We start from the raw sequence: 22,876 nt of genomic DNA, 5'->3' as shown, positions 1-22,876 counted from the left end.
GACGGCGACGCGGCCCTGTTGAGAAAACCATCCTGGGTGCTGGACCTATACCATCGCGCGTCGACGGGTACCGGCAAGCTCATCGCGTTGGAGTTGCGCCAGTGCCAGCCCCAGACGGTCGTGGACCAGCGGCATGCTTTCAGGTCTCATGCGAGGATCGGTCTCCAGACAATTCATCACCAACATGGATAGCGCGGGGGTAACGTCGGGATTGATTTCCTTAGGCGGGATCAATTTTTGTTCCTCGACGAGTTTGATCGCGCCGGGTGAACCTTTGGGTATCAAAGTGGGAATATGTTTGCCAGTGAACAGCCAATAGAGTGTTGCACCGAGATTAAAGACATCCGTCTGAGGCGTGATCGGTCGTCGCATAACCTGCTCAGGTGCGATGTAGTCAGGCGTGCCCTGAATACGCTTTTTGACAGTTCCGATCTCGCAGCTCTGACCAAAGTCAATGATTTTGATGGACTGCCGATCAGTTACCAAAATATTATTCGGTTTGATATCCGCATGAACTACCCCTGCCTTGTGCATTTCACCTAGCCCCACAGCAACCTGCTGGCAGAGTTGGACCAATTCAACCATGCTCAGCGTCTTGTGCTGCTCCATGGTGAATCCATCAACCATTTCCATCAGCACGTAAATTTCACTGACGCGCAGAATTGCTCGTTGACGAATGAGTTTAAAACTCTTGCGAAGGGTGTGATGACTGAACTTCTGCGCGATCTCGTGCTCGGAGATCGCTTGATCTAAAAATCGCTGGTCACTGGGCGAGGTTCGCACGACCTTTTTGAGCGCATAGACACTATTATCGCGGTCTTTAACCGCATAAATGGTACTGCGCGCGCCGTGACCAAGCGTGCCCAGAACCTCGTATCCAAGGATCTCGTGGAGCCGCGACATTGACAAAGGCAAACTTTCTCTCAGACAACTCTTGCGATAACGGGGCCGGGCAAGCACCGGCATGTATGCCGCTATATTAACCGCCTCATCGCACGGTAACAATCATCGACAGCGGAAAATTATCGGCTGGTCACCGCTGCGACTGAATCTGAATCAATCAACAGGGTACTCGGTATTCTGGAAATGTAAGAGAAGTAATAACCTGAACCGGTCAGGGAGCAGACGTTGTGTAGAGTTGCTGCCGAAATGCCGCCGAAGGAAATGCCGAGCCATCATTGGAGCCGGAGATAGTACGTGGTGTCAGTACGTGGTCAGCAGAGATACCGAACTTGGCCTGTAGCTGTTGGACCAACCAGACAAGCTGGCGGAGTTGCATAGGTGTCGGGGGAGATTTGGCCTCTCCAATGAGGCAGATCGAGATGGTACGGCGACCAAGCGGGTCCACCGATCCGCCGGGGAAGGCTCCTCGCTGCTGGCTTGTCCAGCGGAATCCCGCCACGATCTGGCCATCCGGAGCCCCGTGGCCGTTACCCAGCACAAAGTGGTATCCCAACCCACCGAGTCCGAGTTTTTGATGAGTCTGACCCAGTGTCTCAGCCGATCCCCCTGCTGCGCCACTCTGATGGATGACGATCGCTGTCCAGGCATGTGGATCAGGTGACGGGGTGGTGTCGAAGAGACCGTTTGCCAAGTCAGTCTGACGATCCACCACATTGAGTGAGATCGGATAGACACCGGTAGCTGGACGGGGTTCCAGGACCAGTAGCGCACCACTGGCAATGGTCATAGAAACGACCAGCAACGCGAGCACGAGGACGGTACGACGGTTGGACACAGCCATGATTAAAACTCGATGCACAGGTGGCCGGGAATGGCGGATGAAACGGCGACGAACCAAGCCGTGTCACCGGGACTTTTTATCGGCCGCGCTTCACACGCGACTTTGAAACTCTGACCAGAATTTTCTGCGCAAGGCGTTTTCGTTGCCCGTACGCTCGTCATGGACTGCCCAGAGGACGCAGACGGTCACGGATAGAAGGAACCTCACCACCATAGGCATTTTCCACGGTTTGTGACCGCTGCTGGCCTCGAAGCATCAGATAACGATCATAGGGCGAACGCGGGGCTTCCTTGGGGAAAAGAGGCTTTTCGCACCCAGCGGCTGCGCCCAGCACCACCAATACAGCCAGAACAGGTAAAACCCGCGTGATTTGCATGGGAGTGATTCTAGCACCTCTGCTGACTTGTGGGCTACTGATGGAATCTGCCGTCAAAGGCGGGATCACGCTAAACTGCTCCGCTCGATACTTTAAGGACTACCCCGTATGGCCACTCGCTGGACACAAACGCTCATCCCTACCGCTCGCCAGATTCCCGCAGAGGCCGAGGTCCCTTCGCATCAACTCATGCTCCGCGCGGGATTGATCCGCAAACTTGGATCGGGTGTTTACGACTACCTGCCCCTGGGTCTTCGCAGTCTGCAAAAGGCGATGTCCATCATCCGTGAGGAAATGGAGACTGCCGGTGCCGTCGAGCTACTGATGCCGACGCTCATTCCACTCGATCTGTTCCGATCTACCGGCAGGGATGTCGCCTATGGCGACAACCTGTTTCGTTTCAAAGACCGACACGGACGCGAACAGGCACTAGGGCCAACCCACGAGGAAGTCGTCACTGAGATCGTCGGCGCACATATCGAAAGCTACAAGCAACTCCCGCTGACTCTATACCAGATTCAGACCAAGTTCCGCGATGAGTTCCGCCCTCGATTCGGGGTGCTGCGTTCTCGTGAATTTCAGATGAAGGACGCATATTCATTCCACACCTCTGTGGATGGACCGGGCGGCCTTAACGAGGTTTACGAAAAGCAGTACGCTGCCTACGAAAGAATCTTCAAGCGCTGCGGCCTGCCCTACCGGGTTGTTGAAGCCGAGAGCGGACCGATCGGCGGCAGCGCATCACATGAATTCATGGTTCCCAGTCCGACGGGTGAAGACACGATTCTTGAGAGCGATAAGGGAAACTATGCAGCCAATGTTGAGAAAGCGGAAATCGGCCGGCGGGGTGTTTCGGCATCACTAATGAGCAGCATTGCTGGGGATCAGTTTGTCAGCACACCGGCTGCCCCACCTTCGGGTGACCTTGAAAAAATTCATACTCCAAACTGCGCGACTATTGAAGACGTGGGTAAGTTCCTGAAGGTTAAAGCAAAAAATATGCTCAAAACGCTGCTGCGCATCGCGGCGGTAGGTGATACCTCTAATTTGGAAGAGTTCAGCCGCAAGGTTGCCTATGGTGAAGGCCGAATCACCCCCCCGCGTACCCCGTCGGACCTCGCGCCTTCAACATCCTTGCAATGGTGGGTCGTCTGCTGTGTCGTGCGAGGCGACCACGAGTTGAACGAGGGAAAAATTCAACAACATATCAACCGTGAATCAGGGCAAAGGGTCACACTATGGGATACTCGATCACTCTTTGAAAGCCTTAACTTCCCTGTCGGCTTTGTCGGCCCTCAACTGGCGGTATCCAATTCTTTTACTCAACTAGTTATTGATCCCGATGCCGCAGTGGACCAATTCTGGGCTACCGGCGGGAACAAGGTTGACCATCACGTCAAACACTTTCATTGGAAGCGAGATGTTCTGGATCCACTAGGAGAAGATTCATGGCGGATGAAAATTGCTGACATTCGCAACGCCGTCGCCGGCGACCCGTCGCCTCGGAATGACGGCGGCGTACTCAAGACGACCAAGGGCATCGAGATTGGTCACGTTTTCAAGCTCGGTGACAAGTACACCCGTGCTATGAATGTGACCACACTTCTGCCAGACAACACCCGTATTCACCTGATTATGGGCTGCTACGGTATTGGCGTAAATCGTATTCTCGCCAGTGCCATCGAACGCGAGGGCGGCAATGATGAGAACGGGATCGTCTGGCCGTCATCCATCGCACCCTTCCAGATCTGCATCACGCCGATCCGTTACGAGGGACAAGCAAAAGAGGTTGCCGAGCGGATCGCTGCTCAACTGGCACATGAACGATCGCCCACGCAACCACGGGCGTTTTTTCACCCTGACGTAATCATCGATGACCGAGACGAACGGCCGGGGGTCAAGTTCAAGGACGCTGATCTAATCGGGTTCCCCGTACGAATCACATTGGGCGAGAAAACGCTTGCCAACGGTCAGGTTGAGATCAAAGCTCGAACCCAGCCGAAGGCGGAACTGGTCCCCATCGATCAGGCAGCCAAGCGAGCACTTGAACTGCTGGCGACACTCTGATGGCCGAGTTGTCTCCGTAATGCTGAGCACGCTTTAGCCACGGTGGATTTACAATCACACCCATGACTTCTCCTGCCTGCGATGCTGCCACATCAGTCGTCCGCGTACTCCGCGATGCGGGGCACACGGCCTACTTCGCTGGCGGATGCGTGCGTGATCGTCTGCTCGGACTCGATCCGAAAGACTATGACGTTGCGTCCGATGCCCGTCCGCAGCAAGTCAGGGAATTGTTCCGCAAGTCGCGTTATGTGGGTGAGGCTTTCGGTGTGGTTCTCGTACACTTGCGCGGTCACGATATAGAAGTAGCTACGTTTCGCGGAGAAGGCGCATACGAAGACGGACGACGACCAAACGAAGTCTTTTTCACTGATGCTCGACACGATGCTCAGCGGAGAGATTTCACAATCAACGGCCTGTTTGAAGATCCATTCGCAGAAGATCCTGCACAAGCGATTATTGATTACGTCGGCGGTCAGGCAGACCTGCGCAATAAGATCCTCCGCGCCATTGGAGATGCTGATGCGCGATTCTCCGAGGACTACCTGCGCATGCTCCGTGCGATCCGGTTCACAGCAAGGCTGGGATTGACCATAGACCCTGATTCCGAAAATGCCATTCGTCGCTCCGCTGACAAACTTGCACTGATCAGCCGAGAGCGTATCGGTCAGGAATGTCGCTGGATGCTCGCACCCGGAACGCCTGAGCGACCAACGATGCCCGCACGAGCTATTGGTTTGATAGAAGCTCTGTCGCTGGACGCCGCCGTTCTAACCGAACCGCACTTACCCGCTACAAAATTGACTACCGTCGCGGAGTTGCAAGATTCGCCGTACCCCGTTGTCCTGGCGGCGTGGAAGATTGATCGCCATGTAACAGCAACTCACCCAACGACATCAGTCACCCTGGCTGATTTCTGTCAGACGAGAGCAAATAGCATTATCCAGCGATGGCGTAACGCTTTGTGTCTGAGCAACGATGATCGAGATGCGTTGATAGCGATATTTCGGTACTTACCAACAGCACTTCAATGGGAAACGTCAACCATTGCCCAGAAAAAGAGACTTCTGGCTCATCCAGCTTGGTCGCCTATTCACACCCTGATAAAAGCAGCAGCGACAAAATTCGACCTACACAGCTTATTGAGCCGTATCAATGATGAGATACCTGCTTTGAAGCAGTCCGGTATTGCCCCGCCGCCATGGATTACCGGAGACGAACTGGTAGCCTTGGGATTTCGACCGGGACCATCGTTTAAGACATTGTTGGATCGCGTGTACGATCGACAATTGGAAGGAGAGCTGACCTCTCGTGAGGCAGCTTTGGAGTGGGTTAAGCGACACGCTTGAGTTGGCCGACGATTCAAGATGACTCGGCTGCGTGGCCGCGTCCGATACATGCTTTGATTTCGCTACAATTTCCTCCCCCATGGACCTGCTCTTCCAGTACCTGACGAATCCTGCCGTAGCGCACTCCATGGCAATCGCGCTGCTGGCGTTGCTTCTTATCAGCGGTTTGGGGCTTCCAATCCCGGAAGACATTCCGCTGCTCGCTGCTGGTTATCTCTGCTATCTGGGTGATCTTCCTGAGTCACACGGTGCCGGCGTGGACCTCTGGTACATGCTGCCAGCGACCTTCATTGCGGTGCTTGGTGCGGATTGTCTGATTTACTACATGGGACGAAAATACGGCCACCATTTACCACGTCTTAAACTCCTGCGCCGCTACCTCACACAAGACCGACTCCAGAAAGCACAACTCGCTTTCCACAATCACGGAGGTAAGACGCTTTTTGTCGCACGTTTCCTTCCGGGGCTGCGTGCTCCTGTATTTTTTTCAGCAGGGGTTTTCAAGATTCCATTCTGGAAAATGCTCACCTTCGACGGCACTGCTGCCATCATCAGCGTGCCGGCTCTGGTATTGGTCGCCTATTTCGGCGGTCACCAGATAGCAAAGGTAAAACACCTCGCGGGTCAGGCACAATTACTCGTGGGAGCGGTGGCCATTGCGCTGGTCATTTCGTTTGTCGTCTGGAAGATCCGCAAGCGTAAACGCCTCGCCTCCACCCCCGGTACCTGACGGGGTAACAGAAAACATCCTGCCTCCGCCCCTTGCACTTTCCTACTGCCCTCCTATCCTGAATTCATGGCACCAATCAGGATCTCCGGACCCGCTCAGCTCAAGGATGCCTATCGCAAGGTGATGGACAACATCGCCCGCGCGGCAGAACGCTCCGGGCGGCGACCCAGCGATGTCGCTCTCGTGGCGGTGACTAAGACAGCCAGCCCCGATCAAATTCGCACACTTGTCGAGATGGGGCACGTGGACCTGGGTGAGAATCGAGTGCAGCATCTTCAACAGCGTGTTGCTACGCTTGATGAGTTTCTCGCACGCCGGCGCACACTTGGGACACCCTCAGCCCGTGGCGAGAAATCGGATGCAGTACCCGCCAAAGTTCGCTGGCACATGATCGGCCACCTGCAGCGCAACAAGGTCAAGCAGGTCGTCCCCTTGGTGCATCTGATTCATAGCGTTGACAGTCTGCGTCTGGCTGAGGAATTACATAATCTCGGCGCCCGCGGTGAACGAACCATCGAGATTCTCATTCAGGTCAACATCAGCGGCGAAGCGAGCAAATCGGGCGTCGCGGCCCCGGCTGTGATTCATCTGGCGGAGCAGATCGACACGATGATGCACCTCAAACTCCGCGGCCTGATGACGATGGCTCCTCATTTGGACAATCCTGAGGAAGCTCGGCCGATCTTCGCCCGAACTGCTGAGCTCTTTCACGAGATTCGCTCCGCGAAGGTGGGTGGGCCGGAGTTCAACATCCTGTCGATGGGTATGACGGGCGATTATGAAGTCGCCATTCAGGAAGGGGCCAATATCGTCCGGGTTGGGCGGGCGATTTTCGGTGATGAGGAGCAGCCTGAGATTCCCGGATGAGCTGCCGGCGCAGCACATACATGCAATAGCTTCTGCCAGGACAAAAGACGAACGCATCGCCGCATCCGGCCTCCTCTTTCACAGCAGCGAAACGGGATCAACATCCACCGCCATTTTATTGTCGGATCGCAGTGCCTTGGCATTGCGCACCGCTGTAAGAAGCCGCTGCATCGTCGCAGCATCAGGAGCAAACAGCTCAATCTGCTGACGGAAATGGTCGGCTATCCTCGCAATCGGACAAGGCATCGGACCACGAATGCGAACGTGATTTCCCTGGGCTTGATTGGCGGCAGCAAGCTGGTCGGCGAGTTTCTTTACCTCAGCGTGACAGGTTACTTGATTGGTATTACGGACGACGATCCTCGCCATGCGTGAACAAGGAGGAAGGTTGACTTCTTTTCGGAGTGCAATCTCTCGTTTCGCAAACCCAACGTAATCGTGACGACTCGCCAATCCGATCACCGCGTCATCAGGTTTGAATGTCTGCACGATGACCAGGCCGGGGGTGGCGGCATCACCACGTCCAGCTCGACCTGCGACCTGAGCGATCAGTTGAAAGGTTCGTTCGCTTGCACGGAAGTCCGGCAGATGCAGGGACGTGTCTCCGCTGATGACGCCGACGAGTCGGACGTTTGGGAAATCAAGCCCCTTGGCAATCATCTGAGTGCCCAGCAGCACATCCACTTTCTGATTCCGAAATGCCTCAAGACTGCGTTGATAATCCTTTCCGGTGCGCATCGCGTCCGAATCCATTCGGATGAATCGCACACTGGGGAGTTTTCGTTGTAATTCCTCTTCGACGCGCTGAGTTCCCAGACCGAAAGTTGTAACCCTTCTGCCGCAATTTGGACAGGTTGGCGGCAGGAGTTGTTCCGCTTCACAGTGGTGACAGCGAACCAGTCCGCCAACTGGAAGGCGGGCGTCCTTGTGATACACCATCATCGCATCACAGTATTTGCATCCCATCATCCAACCGCATCGGTGGTCGGGGCATGCGAGGTAATTCGCATAGCCGCGCCGATTCAGCATCAGCATCGCCTGACCGCCTTCATCGATTGTCGTCTGAAGGGCCTGTTCGAGGCGCAAACTCATCAGGTGGACACCCTGCCGCTTTCTCCGCTCCTGCCCCATGTCGATGATTTCGACTGCAGGAAGTTTCAACCCCGCCACCCGATCGGGCAGTTCGAGCAGGTGATAGCTTCCACGAACGGTGACGTTGTAATAACTCTCCAGACTTGGAGTGGCGGAACCCAGGACAACTGGAATGTTCAGCAGTTGACCGCGTTTGACCGCCACGTCGCGCGCGTGATACCGGGGCAACTGGTCCTGTTTGAATGAGCTTTCATGTTCTTCATCAACGATGATGACACCCAGGTTCGGCAGTGGTGCGAAAATAGCTGATCGCGCACCAACGACGATGCGGGCACGACCTTCACGGATTCGTCGCCATTCCTCATGACGTTGCGCGCCGCTGAGGCCCGAATGAAGTACCGCCACATCTGGAAATCGCCCCACAAACCGATCTGCGGTCTGCGGTGTCAGCGCAATCTCCGGCACCAGTACGATCGCTCCCGGTTGTGAATTTTCAGAGTCCTTCCTACCTGCACTATTCGCCTTGCCGTATTCCTGAAGGAGATGCTCGATCACACGGAGATATACCTCCGTCTTGCCGCTACCCGTAGCCCCGTGGAGCAGGTGAACAGAAAAGCCCTGATGCACGCTGGCAGCGAGCTTCTGAATGGCGTGAGCCTGGGACGACGTCAACACGTGATTCGGTCTCGCGCTCTCCAGACGAGGTGCTTCCTCGCCCCAATCCGCATGAATCTCCCGTGTCTGCCTGGACTCAAGGTACCCCTTGGCGATGAGTTGCTTAACCGGCGCAACGCTCCGCGCACCAGCCAGATCGGCTACTCGCTTGATTTCACCCCACGTCCTGCCTTCCTTCTCCATCGTGTCGAGCACAGCCAGAACCGCGATCTGAAGTTTGGAATGGCCAGCCTTTTTGCTAGTTATTTCCGCTGGAATATCCGGCTTTCTGCGAACCCATAATTGAGTGATCAGGCCCGTGCCGCGTTTCACCGCTGCGGGCAGCATGGTGGAAAAAACCATCCCCAGCGGACAGCAGTAGTAATTGCTGATCCACCGCGCCAGTTCCACCAGGTCAGGTGTTAAGGAAATGCTGTGAGTGTCACGTCCAACGATGGACTTTACGTGGGCAATATCGGAGTGATGGGTCAGTTCAACAACAAATCCGCTGACCTGTTCATTCCTACGTCCCAGCGGAACGATGACCCGGTCGCCGACAGCGATATCAGACAGGGATTCCGGGATCGAGTAGGTAAGTCCTGTTGAGGAGGAATCAATACCCTGCTCCAGCGCGACTTGTGCATACCGCTGGCTGGATGTCGAGCCAGACATCGCGATGGTATCAAACAACTGAGTCACGACCACGATTATAGACTTCGCGGTTTCAACTCCCTCTACATGTCAAGCCCAACGTGGTGAATACGGCAGGCTTTCATTCATCTTCACGATGCAAACGGTAACCCACTGCAACACGGATCGGTTAGAGTTTCCTCCACAATGGCTGATTCCAGTAAAGCCAACACAAGTCCGTCAGACGGCAATACGCCTGCGATGCGGCAGTATCACGCATTCAAAAAGCAGCATCCTCAATGCGTTCTTTTTTTCCGCATGGGGGATTTTTATGAAATGTTCTTCGATGACGCTTTGCTGGCCCATCGAGTTCTGGGCATTACGCTCACAAGCAGAACCGAAGGCGTTCCCATGGCGGGCGTACCCTTTCACGCTGTTGAGGGCTACCTGCGACGGATGATTCAGGCTGGTCATCGCGTGGCGGTCTGCGAACAAATGGAAGATGCCGCACTGGCCAAGGGTGTGGTGAAACGGGAAGTCACACGGGTCATCACTCCCGGCACTCTGACCGATGAAGCACTGCTCGAAGAGGGCAAAGAAAATCCGCTGGCAGCGATCACGTTCCACCCTGGCGATGACGGCCCGGCGGTCTCAATCGCCTGGGCGGAGTTGAGTACCGGATCATTCACCCTGACGACGATCAATGTCGAGGAAATCGCAGATGAGTTAGCACGCATCCACCCTCGTGAGCTGCTTTACGTCGAGTCTGCCGATGGTCAGCCGCCCACACGGATCAGGAACCTGGTCGAACGAGTCGGTTGTGCCGCGACAGGTCGGCCCGGATGGCATTTTCGTCAGCGCGAAGCGGCAGAGATACTCCGTCAACAATTTCAGGTGGCATCCCTGGCGGGCTTTGGTCTTGATGATGACGATCCAGTGCTTGGGCCGGCGTCGGCGATCATTCATTACCTGCTCGAAACGCAACGAACCCCCGGTACTTCCAGCAGTCAGTCTTCCAGACGCATTGCACACCTTCAACCTCCTAAACGATTCACGCGCACGGATCATCTCATCATTGACCAGACATCGTTGCGCAGTCTGGAGGTCGAACAAACACTCCGCAGCGGAGGAACTGAGGGGAGTCTCCTCGGAGTGTTGCAGGATTGCACGACACCAATGGGCAAGCGGTTACTGCGGCAATGGCTGTGCTACCCACTTGCGAAACAATCTCTCATTGAGGAAAGACAGCGGGTTGTCGCGACACTGGTTGAGGATGAGCGGTTTCTTACAGACCTGCGACAAGCACTCGAAACGGTGCAGGATGTGGAACGAATTCTCGGAAGAATCGCTGTCGGACGAGCAACGCCGCGCGATCTGGTTGCGCTGGGCTCAAGTGTCAAACCGGCCAGTAAAATCGCGGAACTTCTTGCAGATCGACCCTCTGTGCGAGGTTATTACGGACGAGTAGCCAGTGTGTCAGGGCCTCTTGTTCGGTTAACGGAGCTCATCGCCACGGCTTGTATCGATTCCCCGCCTCACCACATGCGAGAAGGCGGCTTGATCCGTGATGGCTATGATGCACAACTCGACGAATATCGCGTCCTCCAACGCGACAGCCACACCTGGCTGGCGGGGTATCAGAAACAGCTTATTGAAGCGACCGGCATCTCGTCATTGAAAGTCGGATTCAACAAGGTTTTTGGTTACTACATCGAATTAATAGCCAGCAATCGTGATAAGGCTCCGCCCGAATGGTCTCGCAAACAGACACTCAAGAATGCGGAACGCTTCATTACTCCCGATCTGAAAGACTTCGAGGGCAAAGTGTTGTCAGCGGAGCAGCGGGCCATCGCACGTGAAGGCGAACTTTTCTTCGGTTTGTGTACCAAGACAGCGGATCACCTCACTGAGTTGCAGTCCTTTGCCGCTGTGGTGGCGGAATTGGATGTCTTGGTCTGCTTTGCTCGACGGGCACGCCGTTATCGTTACGTCAAACCAGCCATCACCAACGAACCGGTGCTGTCCATTCGGGCAGGCAGGCATCCCGTACTGGATGAATTACTGGGTGATCGATTTGTACCTAACGATGTTGAACTTGGCAGCGGAAGCGATAGTGCAAGTCGAATTCCAAACGGCTCCGAGGAATCCTCCTCTCTTAATACGTCATCTTTATCCTCCGCTCGATGGCATTCACTGGCACTGATCACCGGGCCTAACATGGCTGGCAAGTCCACCTACATCCGTCAGACCGCGTTGATCACGTTACTGGCCCAGACTGGTTCCTTCGTCCCTGCGGAGGAAGCGACCATCGGCTTGTGCGACCGCATCTTTACCCGTATCGGCGCCAGCGATGAACTACATGCCGGACAGTCCACTTTCATGGTTGAAATGACGGAGACTTCCAACATCTGCCATCATGCTTCACCGCGCAGCCTGGTGATCCTCGATGAAATAGGACGCGGCACGAGTACGCTCGACGGCCTGTCCCTGGCGTGGGCGATCACCGAACATCTGGCTAGTCGCTCCTGCCGCACCCTTTTTGCGACGCACTACCACGAATTAACCGCGCTGGCAGAGCGTCTGCCGAATGTGACCAACCTGCACGTCACTGTCAGGGAGTGGCAGGACCAGATTGTTTTTCTCCACCGTATCGCCGCAGGCAGCACCGACCGCAGCTACGGCATCCACGTTGCGAAGATTGCTGGCCTACCCCGCACGGTGGTCGATCGCGCCAACGAGGTTCTCGGTCAACTATCGATTAGTCACAGTGCTCCCCAAGTAGTTCCATCACCCGCAAATCCGTATCAAGCAGCGCACTCTCCGGACTCGCAACGCAAAGATGCGCAGCTTTCATTGTTCACCGAATACCTCGATCACCCGGTGATCGAAGACCTGCGCAAAATCGATGTAAACCATCTAAGTCCTCTCGAAGCTTTCGAGCGCCTGCGTAAGTTCATCGAGCGGGTCCAAAATGGGGCCTGACCGCATGAAAATCTGCCTCAGTAACCTTTGCTACACCGCCCGTCATCCATTGCAATAGCTAGCTCTCCAAACGCGGTACTGCTCGATTAGGCTGTTTGCCTTACAATAACCACATGAGCGAACAGGTACTGGGAAACCCGCCTCTCATCGAAACCACACTTATTGAGGGACCGGTTGATGCGCGTTCGTTGGCGTGGCCAACAGATTGCGGAGCCGAGGCGGTTTTTTTAGGTCGTACACGTCACGAGACCCACGCAGAATATGGCGAATTGATTCGTTTGGAATATGAGGTTTATGCGCCGATGGCCGAGCGATTGCTGGAAGCAATGGCACAGGAAGCGGTGCGGCGATGGGATTGTCGTATCGTTCGCATCGCCCATGCTCAAGGAGCTGTTTCACCGGGGCAGGCCAGTGTGGTGATACAGGTCGGCACACCTCATCGCAGCGAAGCGTTTACTGCGTGTCGGTATCTGATCGATCGCATAAAGCATGAGTTACCGATATGGAAACGTGAAATCTGGGAACGAGGAACTACCTTTGTCGAAGGGTGCTGTGCCCACCGTGAATCCGATCATTCTCACTCCGGGGAGGGCCGCCAATGACCGGCCAGACCGCGTTGCGTGCTACTCAGGGGATCTATTGGTTATTTCTAGGACTCTGGCTTGGCTGCATGATTATGCTCGCTGTCGGAGCGGCAATTACCTTCAAGACCGTCAAGAGCTACGAGCCGACAATAGGTCTGGCTCGCTACAATCATCCTGATCTGCGTGATCGCGCGTCGGGGATTCTCGCCGGGGGAATCACGGGAAACATTCTCAAAGCGCTGACGGTCATCCAGGGCCTCTGTATCGCGGTTTTGATGATTTGCATTATCGTCCAATGCACGGTTTTTGCCGATTATCTAGCAGGCGGTGTACGTAGTGCGGCCAATCTCCTTCGCATCGCACTGATCGCACTGCCGATTCTGATTTTCGGAGTTGATACGCTCGTGCTCAGCCATCGAATATGGACTTACCGTGAAACAATGTACGACCCAGCTCAAACCGTCGCTCAGCGGGACGAAGCTAAGTCGCACTTTGATCGCCTGCACTCGATCAATGTTCGCATGGGAGGGATGGCGACGGTGTGCCTGATCGCAGCGGTATTGGTATCACCCTTTGCTTTCACTTGTACCCCGTCAACCGCCACGCCTTCGGGAAGGGAACTTTCGCGTGGATGAGATGGTACTCCGACAACAAGTTTGTGAAGCTGCACGGCAGCTCTGGCTCAAGGGTCTAATCGTCGGTGACGGCGGATTTGTCTGCGCTGAGGTACACCGCCGGCGATTCCTGGTCACTCCACCCGGCCGGCGCCGCGGTGATCTGCAAGAATCAGACCTGCGTATCGTGGACATCGGCGGCATGGAACTCGGTGAAAACCGCGTGCTCGATGAGTCGCTCTGGCGTGCCCACCGCATCGCCCTTCAGATCGGCGTCGAACGGCAAGCCGTCGGCACCGAGCAGGAACTGGGCGCCGTTCGTGCATCGATTCACGCCACACCTCCCATGACGCTCGCACTTCTCCGAATGACCAACGGCACATCATCCATCGCGCTGCACGGCTTGCCCGCACTGGCAATCGTTAATCCCGACGATGAGGTGACACTCAAAACCGAACTCAATCAGTCTGCCGTGGTGTCGCTTGGTAAAGATGGCGGGATTATTTGCGCGGCTGGTGATGTATGGGAAGCTGTCAACCTGATCGAGCGGATCGAACATGCCGCCACGATCGAGATAGCTTGCCGGTGAACTATGCCCAAGCGTTCCAAGTCATCTCGTAAAACCGTTGCGTTAACCGTCAGCCAAACCGCCGGACCGCCGCCAGGGCAGCCTCTCATCAAACCCGCCAAAGCACGAAAACCTTTGCTGGCTGACCGCCTTCGTTCAACACGTATCTATGACAAGCTCTTGGATCTGTATCCCGATGCAGCCTGTGCGCTGCATTATCACAGTCCTTTTGAATTACTCGTCGCGACGATCCTGTCCGCACAATGCACCGATGAACGGGTCAACAAGGTAACTCCGGAGCTTTTTCGTAAGTTTCCCACGATCGCTTCGCTTGCGTCTGCCGACATTGCCGAAATCGAAAAAACAATCCATAGCACAGGTTTTTACCGGAACAAAGCAAAATCCATCAAAGGTGTTGCGCAGCTCATTCTGAAAAAACACGCAGGGCGCGTTCCGCAAACCATGGATGAACTCCTGGAATTGCCCGGTGTAGCGCGCAAAACCGCCAATGTTGTTTTAGGCAATGCCTTCGGCAAGTGTGAAGGCGTCGTGGTCGATACACATATCAACCGACTAAGCGGTCGGCTCGGATTCACACGTCACACTGATCCGGTCAAAATCGAACGTGACCTGATGCGTGAATTCCCGCCGGAGCGATGGACGATGCTGGCTCACCTGCTCATTTTTCATGGGCGACGTGTTTGCGTGGCGAGGCGTCCTCGATGCGGTACCTGTGCTCTCTGGAATGACTGCCCGCAACTCGGTGTGGTTAACCCCGCGCCGATGTCAGACGATGAGACAACATGAGGCTTGCCCGACGTGAACCAATATCCAATACTCTGCCCCAGCGCGATACGCGGCTGGTGCTGCGAGTTTTTCTACCTCTGGTGCTCGTGGCGATCGCGTTCGGACTCTATCACAACGCCATCAATAATCCCTTTGTCATCGATGATATTCCCGGCATTCTGCTCAACCCCAACGTCACTCAGCCTCGCGGACTGACGCAGCTCTGGACACAGGATGTCTGGGCCGGTCATGGCGATGCCGCGACTCTTTACCGGCCGATCACCGTGCTGAGTTATCACCTCAATGCGCGGCTGGGTAATCTGAATCCGACAACATTCCGCGTGGTGAATATCGCGATCTTGGGGATTGCGGGATGGCTCGGTGCCCTATGGATGAGCCGTTATGTGCGTCGAACCGCAGCATGGCTTGCTGCCGCGATGTTTGTTGCTCACCCACTCCATGCCGAATCGATTAATCACATCATCGGACGGGCGGATCTGCTCTCGCTCATCGGCGTCCTAGGGGTGCTTTACCTGCAAAAACGTGCCATCGAAAAAGGTAAATGGGACTGGCTGCGTGCGATTGAAACTCTGCTCTTTGCTGTCATTGCCGTTGGGTCCAAGGAAACCGGCATAGTTCTCTTGCCGTTAGTCCTGGCGCAGGCATGGTTCAACCGTCACGCAGCAGTCGGCCCCGCGCCTATGGTTCCGCCTCGTACAGCCGTACTGGGTGCAGTGGTCTTGCTCGTGCCGCTGGGTGCGTTTCTTGTTGTACGGTTGATCCTCGGAGGTTTACCCGCAGTAAACAAAGCTGCTTCCACTTTTTCACTGAATCCGCTTACCGGAATGCCCATCACACAACGATGGCCGGCTGCAATGGCAACCGTATGGCAATATTTCCGTCAGCTTTTCTGGCCGGAAATGACCTACAACCATATTCCGCCCTTCCCGCCAACTCTTGCTCATCAAGACGCGCTTCTGGGTATCGTCGTCGTCGTCACTTTGCTGGTTGTACTGGTCATCCTGTGGAAACGCCGTAGCTGGCTCGCCCTCGCGTTGATACTGGCGTTGAGTCATCTCGCGATCGTCTGCAATTATTTCGTGCCAACTCGCGCATACATGACGCATCGTTTTGCCGCTCCCTTAGTATTGGCTGCCGTCTGCTTTATTGCTGCATGGATTGACCGCTTCATCCGTAGCTCATCCCGTCGGCGTGCTGCCGCGGTGCTGCCCTGTACGATTTTGATGGTAGCCATGGGCTGGATGATCTACCACGCCAATCTCGCCTGGGCTAGCGAAATCACCCGTTTTGAGACGGACCTTGCGTACCAGCCGAATAATCCTGTCGCAACTTATAACTTTGGTCGGGCTTTAACCCGGAGCGATGACGAGGAGCAGACAGGTCGCGGCATCGTCATGCTCGAAGATCTGGTGAAGCGTCAACCACAGATGACCCAGGCTCGCATGGCCTTGGGTCGAGCCTACCAGAAGCTCGGCGAGACAACAGAAGCAGCCAATCAGTTCCGTGTAATCATCGATCAGTTTCCTAACGATTGGCAGGCACGACTGGCGATCGTGGATGACGATATCCACCAAGGCAATCTCGAAGAGGCATCACTGCAACTGCATGCCGCGCAACTTACCGCACCACTGGAGATTGAAGTCTGTCTCCGTGCCGCGTCTCTGGCCCGCGCGGAAGGCAGGCCAACCGAAGCCCTGGCCATTTACCAGGGAATTCTGCTCCGCTCACCCAATCATGAAGCTGCGCGACAAGGCTACGAAGAGATTAAAGGGCAAAATATCGATGGCATCAGATAGCAGATCACCCCGTAGCAGTTTCACACTTATGGAACGATTTCCAAACGCGCTACTCGATAGTGGCTTCTTTCGCTAATCGAAATGGGATGACTCAAAGCAGACCTGTTGTTTCATCCAGCTCAAATACCAAATTCATATTCTGAATCGCCTGACCGCTGGCACCTTTAATCATGTTGTCGATCGCACTGAATGCAACGATCTTCCGCTGATCGGGTGGCCCCGCCAGCCGTATGGTGAGGTCGCAGAAATTGGTATCCCGGACGTTTTTGACGTTGGGCAGATCCTTGCGGATCCGAACAAACGTATCCTCGGAATACTCCTGACGGTAAGCATCGAAGAGGTCTTCCTGAGTCACATCTGCATTGACCGGGTCGAGATAGATTGTTTCGTGGATCCCTCGATCAAGCGGCAAAAGGTGGGGAACAAAAAGCGTATTGATAGGCTGGCCCGCCACAATCGTCAGCGTCTGCTCTAACTCCGGCTGATGACGATGCCCGCCGATGTTTCCGTAGGCAAGGAACGACTCGTTCTGTTCAGCAAAGTGCAGGTGTGGAGCGGGAGATTTTCCAGCACCAGTAACACCTGAGGCAGCATTAATGATGATGCCCTCAGTCTGGGCGACACCGTGCTTAAGCAACGGGGCGATCGCCAAGGCCGCAGCAGTCGGATAGCAGCCTGGATTGGCGATCAGCATCGCACCGGGAAGATCATCCCGAAATAGTTCGGGTAATCCGTAAACCGCATCCTTAAGGTTTTTGCGATCGTCGTGCGTATGGCCGTAAACCTTCGCGTACAACTCGGCATCACTGAGTCGGTAATCCGCTGACAGGTCGATCACTCGCAAACCGGCGTCCAGAAGTCCCGGAACATACGCCATCGCTGCGCGATGCGGCAGTCCAAGAAAAACTACGTCTGCTGCTTTGGCAATCGCTTCCGGATCAATCGGTCGGCACATTGCTACCGACGGATCGACGCGACCAAGCAACTGCGGAAACACCTGGGTGATATCCGGCAGTTCTTCACGATGACTCGCCAAGTATGTAATTCTTGCCGAAGGGTGATGTGACAAGAGTTGAATCAGAAACAGTCCTGTATAGCCGGTCGGTCCGAGGATGGCAGCACGTATCGTCATAAGGAGAGGTATTGTCGCGGCATTGTGGTGAATATCAACCGAGGCGCAACAAAATTAGCCGCACACAATCGCCGTGAGATAAAGATTGTTAATTGATTACTGATCTTCAAATACCCTCAATACAGCTGCGCTGTCTAACGTGAAATCTTCTCTGCCGGGAATACCAGTTTCTATCAGGCTCATCTTAGCAGACATCGCAACGAGTAACTGCTAATACGGCAGTCGTCGGCAAGAATAGAATTGTTTAACTATTTATAATTACTGATTTTACCGAATATCATCGATGGACTTGGAATTGCATCTCTTAAAGAGGTAAGGCCAAACACACGCGGATCCATGTGTTTGGCTGGTGATCTATCACTGTTACTCATGAAAGGAGAAATATCATGCTACCGATCACGATTCGACGCGGCTACCGTACCGAGAGTCCACTCGACAACCTACAGGACGAGTTCAATCGGACTTTGTCTCGCTGGTGGAGTGATGGAGATCGCTCCGTAACCGGCATTTATCCCGTGGATATTCGCGAGGACAACGATCACATCTATGTCGAAGCTGAATTGCCCGGGTTCAAGAAAGAGGATGTCGAAATAACACTCGAAAACGGTCTGCTCCACATTGTCGCGCAACGCAAGGTGGAAGAGAAAAAAGGTGAAAGCCATCTGGCGGAGCGTCGTTTCACTCGTGTGGCGCGCAGTTTTACCCTCCCCAACACGGTAGATGAAACCAAAGTCGATGCCCGTCTCGACAGCGGCGTGCTTCACCTGACGCTCAACAAACGCGAAGAGGTCAAGCCTCGCAAAATTGAAGTCAAGTGACTTTCGAGGGTACCGAATTTTCGTACGAAAATAATGCCCATCCGAAGCGGGACGGCGAAAGCTGTCCCACTTTTTTATGCGGGAATCATGATCCGATTTCAGATGTTCGTAGCTTAAATCACTATCGTGACAGGGCTGCACTAAGGGCAAGCTGCTTTATCGTTTATCGAAAACGACTTCAATCCAGTACGTAGCGTTTAAGCGCAAAGGCAACGCCGTCTTCGTCATTGGCTGGCACAATGACATCAGCCGCGTTACGGGTTTCCTGCCAAGCGTTTTCGACCGCAACACCTAGTCCTGCCCATGCGATCATGCCGACATCGTTTGGAGCATCGCCAATCGCCATGACACGCTCTGCCGGAATGTCATATCCCTTAGCCACCCGCGCCAGCGCGATAGCTTTGTCCACCTGGGGATGAACAATTTGCAACAGGTGTGCATCACTAACCGCGATACCCACCTGATTACGGCATTTTCTGAGTACTGCGGCTCGAATCTCAGGCATCCACTTCGGCTGGCCCAGCAGCATGACCTTGGTGACCGGCACATGCAGAAACGCATCCAGCGGACCAACAAAATCAGGAGTGAATGCTCGAGATGTCTCCGTCGGGAGCGACTCGTCCACGTGGTCGGTGTACCACTTATCGAGAATTTCAACACTCACGACTGTCTGGGGATAGAGCGACCGAGCAATACGGATTACCTTTTGGGCTACCGTCGAGGAAAGCGGTTGATGGTGAACATGCCGCTTGCGTATCGGGTCATGAATCAGCGCACCGTTGTAGTTAACCTGAAGCGTATCGAGGCCGAGGTATCCGTAGAGCTCCCGCATGGAGCGCGGCGGGCGAGCCGAAGCCAGCACAACGCGCACGCCAGACTTTACAGCGGCTCGGACTGCCTCAATGTTGCGCACACTTACGCGCTTGTCATCGGTAAGCAATGTCCCATCCACATCGATAGCCACCATTTCGATGGCGGGTCTCTCACGAACGGCTGAGCTTTGAATAGATTGATTGTGCCGGGCAGTCATCTGCATGAAATCCACCGGAAACCGTTAGCGGACATCCACAAGCGGCTGCCCATGTTATCGACTAAACGATCCGTCTAACCGAAAAACACGTCAGACTGGAAGCTTAGGCTCGATTAAAGCCCCGTAGGGGCATAATGATCGAATTAAACGATTGACTCCCCTCTTTGTGAAATTACCAGCAGAACGCCTCAAGAATCTAATCTATCGCCCGATTGACGAAAGATTTTGCAATCTGTGCTGGGGGATTCCCTGACACTCCAACACAATGACCAAGACTGGAGCTTTAATAATCGGAGGCTGTACCATCGCAATAATTTAGAACTTGAATACCAAGCGGAGTTATCTGACCGTTTATCTCTTTTTCTTTGCCGCTTGGCGCACTGGATCACAATCCCTAACATCGCTTTTTCGCTTGTTACTTTCACAAATCAAGGAGCCTCATCATGCCTCACGGAAAGTTTTACAACAGCGTCATCGAAACCACTTTCAACACTCCGCTGGTCAAGTTAAACCGCGTTATCCCCGCGGGCGGTGCGACCGTGCTGGTTAAATGCGAGTTCTTCAATCCGCTCGCCAGTGTCAAGGACCGTATCGGTCGTGCCATGATCGAGTCCGCTGAAAAAGCAGGAACGATCAATAAAAACACTCACATCATTGAACCCACCAGTGGAAACACCGGTATCGCGCTGGCATTTGTCTGCGCTGCCAAGGGCTACAAGCTAACCCTGACCATGCCTGAGTCGATGAGTCTCGAACGCCGCGCTTTGCTCCGCATGCTCGGTGCTGACCTCGTGTTGACCCCTGCCGCCAACGGCATGAAGGGGGCCATCGCCAAGGCAGCAGAACTCGTCGGCACCACGGAAAACGCCTGGATGCCTCAGCAATTTGAAAATCCCGCCAATCCCGCGGTTCACGAGGCGACTACAGGTCTTGAAATCTGGGAAGACACCGCAGGCAAGGCGGACATTCTCATCAGCGGTGTCGGCACCGGCGGCACTATCACCGGCGTCGGCAGATACATCAAGCCGCGAAAGCCTTCCTTCAAGTGCATCGCTGTCGAGCCGGTGGATTCACCCGTCATCGCACAACAGATGCGAGGTGAGCCGCTCAAACCCGGCCCGCACAAGATCCAGGGACTAGGTGCCGGTTTTATTCCACGCAATCTCGATATGAGCATTGTCGATGGCGTGGAACTGGTGACCAATGATGAAGCCATCGAGTGGTCACGCCGAACCGCCAAGGAGGAAGGCCTGCTGGTGGGTATCAGCTCCGGTGCAGCTGTGATTGCCGCGGCACGCCAAGCTGCCAAACCTGAAAACAAGGGCAAACTCATCGTTGCGATTCTTCCAAGCTTTGGTGAGCGCTACCTCTCAACGGCTCTCTTCGCGGGATTGGCGTCGTAAGGCCAGTCACTCCGCAGGTAGCCTGCATCAAGCCTCGAGACCTCAACCAACCTCAGGTCTTCGTTATCCTGTGGGTAAATTTCATCAATCGCCCCCAACCACTACGAACAAGCCGGCAACATAGAGCGTTCGGGCATGAGGCCTGATGAGTTAGGCCGTTGCACGGAGGCCCCACTGCTGCGAGTCGAAGGATTTTGATCATAATTGCATAGGTCAAACCAATGCAGAACTACGGAAATAACCAAAATATTCGTGTATCAAATTGCAGTGAAGGCCATCACTGATGGGCGCGAATACCTCTCAATTTGCCAACCTGACCAGCAACACTCGCTTGCCTCGACTGCTGGGTTTATTTGACCGGATCAGCCGCATCAACGATCCACGCCAGATTCAGGTGGTTTTCGTGGACACGATGCGCGAACTGTATGGATCAAAGGGATTCATGTCAGTACGGACGGATGGTTGCAATCCCGGAGAATATCGAATTGATCGGTTGCTCGCCGCTGACTCCGGACCGCAACCGCTGCCGGATGATTTCCGTGAAGGCGATAAACCTCGCTGCTTTCGTGGCGGGTTTATCGGTGAAGTAATCGCGGATGGACTACCCAAACTCATTCGCCGACTTTACGTCCCTGATGATGTGGTGCTTGGCGACCAACTCGCCCGCTATCGCTCGCTGATCGCAGCACCGCTTTTTCTACATGGTCAGACGAACGACTGGGTATTCATTTTTGATACGCAGCCGGATTTCTTTAACGAGACCAATCTGGAAGATCTGCTTTTGCGAGCCAATCTCATCGGAGTCATGGCCCAGAATCTCAGCGTAACACATCAACTTCGTGATGCGAACGCACGAATTCATGCTGAGCTGGACCGCATCGCCCGGATCCAGCGAGCTTTACTACCTGATTCTCTGCCGGAAGTTCCGGGCTTGCTGATGGCATCGAGTTACCAAACCTATGACCGTGCTGGTGGTGATATGTATGACATCGCGCCGCTGGTTCACGAGCAGTCATCCGGCAGCTTCGATCCCAACGGCCGGTGGGCCCTCTTAATAGCCGATGTCTCAGGCCATGGCCCTTCTGCAGCTGTTGTGATGGCAATGGTTCATGCCATCCTGCACGCTTACCCTCATGAACCGCGTGGACCGGCTGAAGTCCTCACTCATCTAAACCACCATCTTTACGCGAAGCGGATCGAAGCCACCTTTGTCACTGCGTTCCTGGCGTTTTACAACCCTCAGGATCGCTCCTTTTCCTACGCTCGAGCTGGTCACAATCCACCTCTGATCAAGCCCAAGGGTTACGGAAAGACTCTTCGGCCGCTTGATGCTGTCGGACATCTACCGCTGGGCATTATGGACGCGGTCGAATATGACGAAGCGAAATTGACGCTGGCCCCCGGCGAAACACTTGTGCTCTATACCGATGGCATCATTGAAGCCGAAGGACCAAACGGATCCATGTTCGGCATTCGGGGACTGGAACATGCTTTGACAAATTGCGCGGGTGATCCTGACTGCGTAATCGCCAGTGTCAATACGGTATTGCGGGAACACGAAGCAGGTATGCAGCAGAAAGATGATCAGACCATGCTGGCTATTCAGGTCAGAGATGAAGCTGCCTCCTGAACACAA

Annotated in this window: 19 protein-coding genes; 13 read left to right on the top strand and 6 right to left on the bottom strand. The window is 54.6% G+C overall.

The window, feature by feature from the left end:
- Window positions 1-45: 45 nt before the first annotated feature.
- The 3 genes from IT444_07070 to IT444_07060 all read right to left on the bottom strand — a co-directional run bounded on the left by IT444_07070 (window position 46) and on the right by IT444_07060 (window position 2,120).
- Complete coding sequence (locus tag IT444_07070; GenBank protein ID MCC7192529.1) at window positions 46-903, bottom strand: serine/threonine protein kinase; 858 nt, start codon at window positions 901-903, stop codon at window positions 46-48.
- Between the two features lie 211 nt (window positions 904-1,114).
- The gene (locus IT444_07065) at window positions 1,115-1,744 is read right to left on the bottom strand and encodes an N-acetylmuramoyl-L-alanine amidase (protein MCC7192528.1); all 630 of its coding nucleotides are present in this window, start codon (window positions 1,742-1,744) and stop codon (window positions 1,115-1,117) included.
- 157 nt (window positions 1,745-1,901) lie between these two features.
- A complete protein-coding gene (locus tag IT444_07060) occupies window positions 1,902-2,120 on the bottom strand; it encodes a hypothetical protein (GenBank protein ID MCC7192527.1) in 219 nt (72 codons plus the stop codon).
- A gap of 108 nt (window positions 2,121-2,228) precedes the next feature.
- Between IT444_07060 and IT444_07055 the strand changes: the two genes are divergently transcribed.
- The 4 genes from IT444_07055 (at window position 2,229) to IT444_07040 (ending at window position 7,130) form a co-directional block, all read left to right on the top strand.
- Window positions 2,229-4,187: a proline--tRNA ligase gene (locus IT444_07055; protein MCC7192526.1), complete on the top strand. Its 1,959-nt coding sequence runs from the start codon at window positions 2,229-2,231 to the stop codon at window positions 4,185-4,187.
- 62 nt (window positions 4,188-4,249) lie between these two features.
- Complete coding sequence (locus IT444_07050; GenBank protein ID MCC7192525.1) at window positions 4,250-5,533, top strand: CCA tRNA nucleotidyltransferase; 1,284 nt, start codon at window positions 4,250-4,252, stop codon at window positions 5,531-5,533.
- A 79-nt stretch (window positions 5,534-5,612) separates the two neighbouring features.
- Window positions 5,613-6,263: a DedA family protein gene (locus IT444_07045; GenBank protein MCC7192524.1), complete on the top strand. Its 651-nt coding sequence runs from the start codon at window positions 5,613-5,615 to the stop codon at window positions 6,261-6,263.
- A 66-nt stretch (window positions 6,264-6,329) separates the two neighbouring features.
- Window positions 6,330-7,130 carry a YggS family pyridoxal phosphate-dependent enzyme gene (locus IT444_07040; protein ID MCC7192523.1) on the top strand — a complete coding sequence of 267 codons (801 nt, stop codon included), beginning with the start codon at window positions 6,330-6,332 and terminating at the stop codon, window positions 7,128-7,130.
- Window positions 7,131-7,208: 78 nt separating this feature from the next.
- On the opposite strand, the gene priA is transcribed toward IT444_07040, so the two are convergent.
- Window positions 7,209-9,575 (bottom strand): primosomal protein N', encoded by a 2,367-nt coding sequence (gene priA, locus IT444_07035; protein ID MCC7192522.1) that lies wholly within the window; start codon window positions 9,573-9,575, stop codon window positions 7,209-7,211.
- A gap of 138 nt (window positions 9,576-9,713) precedes the next feature.
- On the opposite strand from priA, the gene mutS reads away from it, so the two are divergent.
- The 6 genes from mutS to IT444_07005 all read left to right on the top strand — a co-directional run bounded on the left by mutS (window position 9,714) and on the right by IT444_07005 (window position 16,857).
- A complete protein-coding gene (gene mutS, locus IT444_07030; protein MCC7192521.1) occupies window positions 9,714-12,488 on the top strand; it encodes a DNA mismatch repair protein MutS in 2,775 nt (924 codons plus the stop codon).
- A 113-nt stretch (window positions 12,489-12,601) separates the two neighbouring features.
- Window positions 12,602-13,090 (top strand): molybdenum cofactor biosynthesis protein MoaE, encoded by a 489-nt coding sequence (locus IT444_07025; GenBank protein MCC7192520.1) that lies wholly within the window; start codon window positions 12,602-12,604, stop codon window positions 13,088-13,090.
- Window positions 13,087-13,707 carry a hypothetical protein gene (locus IT444_07020; GenBank protein MCC7192519.1) on the top strand — a complete coding sequence of 207 codons (621 nt, stop codon included), beginning with the start codon at window positions 13,087-13,089 and terminating at the stop codon, window positions 13,705-13,707. Before IT444_07025 ends, IT444_07020 begins: the two co-directional genes overlap by 4 nt.
- A complete protein-coding gene (locus IT444_07015) occupies window positions 13,700-14,275 on the top strand; it encodes a class II aldolase/adducin family protein (GenBank protein MCC7192518.1) in 576 nt (191 codons plus the stop codon). Before IT444_07020 ends, IT444_07015 begins: the two co-directional genes overlap by 8 nt.
- 3 nt (window positions 14,276-14,278) lie before the next feature.
- On the top strand, window positions 14,279-15,061 hold the full coding sequence (nth, locus tag IT444_07010) for an endonuclease III (protein MCC7192517.1): 783 nt from the start codon (window positions 14,279-14,281) through the stop codon (window positions 15,059-15,061).
- Complete coding sequence (locus IT444_07005) at window positions 15,058-16,857, top strand: tetratricopeptide repeat protein (GenBank protein MCC7192516.1); 1,800 nt, start codon at window positions 15,058-15,060, stop codon at window positions 16,855-16,857. Before nth ends, IT444_07005 begins: the two co-directional genes overlap by 4 nt.
- A gap of 91 nt (window positions 16,858-16,948) precedes the next feature.
- On the opposite strand, the gene IT444_07000 is transcribed toward IT444_07005, so the two are convergent.
- Window positions 16,949-17,989, bottom strand: a complete 1,041-nt coding sequence (locus IT444_07000) for an N-acetyl-gamma-glutamyl-phosphate reductase (GenBank protein ID MCC7192515.1) — start codon at window positions 17,987-17,989, stop codon at window positions 16,949-16,951.
- Between the two features lie 386 nt (window positions 17,990-18,375).
- Between IT444_07000 and IT444_06995 the strand changes: the two genes are divergently transcribed.
- A complete protein-coding gene (locus tag IT444_06995) occupies window positions 18,376-18,807 on the top strand; it encodes an Hsp20/alpha crystallin family protein (GenBank protein ID MCC7192514.1) in 432 nt (143 codons plus the stop codon).
- A gap of 178 nt (window positions 18,808-18,985) precedes the next feature.
- Here the strand turns inward: IT444_06995 and IT444_06990 are convergent, their stop codons facing one another.
- The gene (locus IT444_06990) at window positions 18,986-19,843 is read right to left on the bottom strand and encodes an HAD family phosphatase (protein ID MCC7192513.1); all 858 of its coding nucleotides are present in this window, start codon (window positions 19,841-19,843) and stop codon (window positions 18,986-18,988) included.
- A gap of 437 nt (window positions 19,844-20,280) precedes the next feature.
- Here IT444_06990 and cysK point away from each other — a divergent pair, with 437 nt between their 5' ends.
- Both cysK and IT444_06980 read left to right on the top strand, forming a co-directional pair.
- Window positions 20,281-21,240 carry a cysteine synthase A gene (gene cysK, locus IT444_06985; protein MCC7192512.1) on the top strand — a complete coding sequence of 320 codons (960 nt, stop codon included), beginning with the start codon at window positions 20,281-20,283 and terminating at the stop codon, window positions 21,238-21,240.
- Between the two features lie 283 nt (window positions 21,241-21,523).
- Window positions 21,524-22,870 (top strand): SpoIIE family protein phosphatase, encoded by a 1,347-nt coding sequence (locus IT444_06980; protein MCC7192511.1) that lies wholly within the window; start codon window positions 21,524-21,526, stop codon window positions 22,868-22,870.
- Window positions 22,871-22,876: the final 6 nt, after the last annotated feature.

It is taken from the genome of Phycisphaeraceae bacterium (genome assembly GCA_020851465.1).
GTDB lineage: Bacteria > Planctomycetota > Phycisphaerae > Phycisphaerales > Phycisphaeraceae > JADZCR01.
The sequence above is the reverse complement of the archived record's forward strand: the minus strand, read 5'-3'. Positions and strand labels throughout refer to the sequence as shown.

Bases quoted from the DNA above. Each gene is read 5' to 3' on its own strand.
- IT444_07000 (MCC7192515.1), bottom strand. From the start codon at position 17,989: ATGACGATACGTGCTGCCATCCTCGGACCGACCGGCTATACAGGACTG.
- mutS (MCC7192521.1), top strand. From the start codon at position 9,714: ATGGCTGATTCCAGTAAAGCCAACACAAGTCCGTCAGACGGCAATACG.
- IT444_06995 (MCC7192514.1), top strand. From the start codon at position 18,376: ATGCTACCGATCACGATTCGACGCGGCTACCGTACCGAGAGTCCACTC.
- cysK (MCC7192512.1), top strand. From the start codon at position 20,281: ATGCCTCACGGAAAGTTTTACAACAGCGTCATCGAAACCACTTTCAAC.
- IT444_07005 (MCC7192516.1), top strand. From the start codon at position 15,058: ATGAGGCTTGCCCGACGTGAACCAATATCCAATACTCTGCCCCAGCGC.
- IT444_06980 (MCC7192511.1), top strand. From the start codon at position 21,524: ATGGGCGCGAATACCTCTCAATTTGCCAACCTGACCAGCAACACTCGC.
- IT444_07020 (MCC7192519.1), top strand. From the start codon at position 13,087: ATGACCGGCCAGACCGCGTTGCGTGCTACTCAGGGGATCTATTGGTTA.
- IT444_07045 (MCC7192524.1), top strand. From the start codon at position 5,613: ATGGACCTGCTCTTCCAGTACCTGACGAATCCTGCCGTAGCGCACTCC.
- nth (MCC7192517.1), top strand. From the start codon at position 14,279: ATGCCCAAGCGTTCCAAGTCATCTCGTAAAACCGTTGCGTTAACCGTC.
- IT444_06990 (MCC7192513.1), bottom strand. From the start codon at position 19,843: ATGCAGATGACTGCCCGGCACAATCAATCTATTCAAAGCTCAGCCGTT.
- IT444_07050 (MCC7192525.1), top strand. From the start codon at position 4,250: ATGACTTCTCCTGCCTGCGATGCTGCCACATCAGTCGTCCGCGTACTC.
- IT444_07055 (MCC7192526.1), top strand. From the start codon at position 2,229: ATGGCCACTCGCTGGACACAAACGCTCATCCCTACCGCTCGCCAGATT.
- IT444_07060 (MCC7192527.1), bottom strand. From the start codon at position 2,120: ATGCAAATCACGCGGGTTTTACCTGTTCTGGCTGTATTGGTGGTGCTG.
- IT444_07025 (MCC7192520.1), top strand. From the start codon at position 12,602: ATGAGCGAACAGGTACTGGGAAACCCGCCTCTCATCGAAACCACACTT.
- IT444_07070 (MCC7192529.1), bottom strand. From the start codon at position 903: ATGTCGCGGCTCCACGAGATCCTTGGATACGAGGTTCTGGGCACGCTT.
- IT444_07065 (MCC7192528.1), bottom strand. From the start codon at position 1,744: ATGGCTGTGTCCAACCGTCGTACCGTCCTCGTGCTCGCGTTGCTGGTC.
- IT444_07040 (MCC7192523.1), top strand. From the start codon at position 6,330: ATGGCACCAATCAGGATCTCCGGACCCGCTCAGCTCAAGGATGCCTAT.